Origin of the sequence: Mesorhizobium sp. M7A.F.Ca.US.014.04.1.1 (genome assembly GCF_003998745.1) — a bacterium.
Lineage (GTDB): Bacteria > Pseudomonadota > Alphaproteobacteria > Rhizobiales > Rhizobiaceae > Mesorhizobium > Mesorhizobium ciceri.
In genome coordinates this window covers 1-1,084 of sequence record NZ_RZRW01001097.1, presented here as the reverse complement: position 1 = coordinate 1,084, position 1,084 = coordinate 1, and the positions used below count along the sequence as shown (strand labels likewise).

Annotated in this window: 1 protein-coding gene; it reads left to right on the top strand. The window is 59.3% G+C overall.

Annotation, left to right across the window (positions count from 1 at the left end; genetic code table 11):
• Positions 1 to 1,027 (top strand): radical SAM protein (locus tag EOA22_RS34765; RefSeq protein WP_127390674.1); only part of this gene is annotated, 1,027 nt, incomplete at its 5' end.
• Positions 1,028 to 1,084: the final 57 nt, after the last annotated feature.

The window sequence follows — 1,084 nt, the reverse complement described above, 5'->3', positions numbered from 1 at the left end:
GCCTCCGACGATGCTGAAGTCCGAGGACATGGTGGTGCTGGGGAAAGCATTGCGGGCCAGCTTCGATTTCCTTCCGGACGCCAAGATCAGCGTCGAAATCGATCCCAATGATATGGACGACGCCCGTCTTGATGCGCTGGCCGAGATCGGCATGACCCGGGCGAGCCTCGGCGTCCAGGACTTTGACCTGAAGGTACAAAAGGCAATTAACCGCGAGCAAAGCTTTTTGCAGACCAAAGCGGTCATCGATGGCGTTCGTTCGCGCGGCGTCGAATCGGTCAATCTGGACCTGCTCTACGGCTTGCCGCACCAGACCAGGGAGAGCGTCTCCTCAACCGTCGCGCAGGCACTGACCCTGGAACCGGATCGGATGGAGTTGTTTGGCTACGAGAAGGTCCCCTGGTTCAAGAAGCATCAGACGATGATCGACGAGGCATGGTTGCCTGGTCCGGCACAGCGCCTTGCTCAATCACAACTGGCCGCGTGTCTTATGCTGAACGCGGGGTATGAGCCCGTCGGCTTCGACCATTTCGCCAAGCCCAACGATGCGTTGGCTGTAGCGGCCCGAACCGGCTGCTTGCGCCGGAATTTCCAAGGCTATACCGAGGATCGCTGCGAAACCTTGATCGGCCTCGGCCCATCGTCCATCAGTCAATTTCGCCAAGGCTATGTGCAGAATATGCCATCGAACACGGAGTATGGACGCATGGTCTCAGACGGTGGGCTGGCGGCTGTCCGCGGCATCGCGCTTTCCGACGACGACCGCGTCCGCGGCTGGATCATCGAGAGGCTGATGTGTGATTTCGCCTTCTCAGCCATCGAGCTGGTGGAGCGTTTTGGCAAAGCCGGCCAGAGGCTTCTGCTGAAGGCAAGTTCCACGGCCCTTCATGATCCGGCGCGGTTGCTTGAACTTGATGGTGACCGCTTCGTCGTGCCGGCGGAAAGCCGGCCCTTTGTCAGAAGCATCGCAGCGAAGTTCGACAAATATCTTGAAACCGGCAAAGCCAGGCACTCGGTGGCGGTCTGAGCCGCTCAGAAATGCTCCCACGTCTGAATTGTAGACCGGTTCGCGCGTTCCCATGAC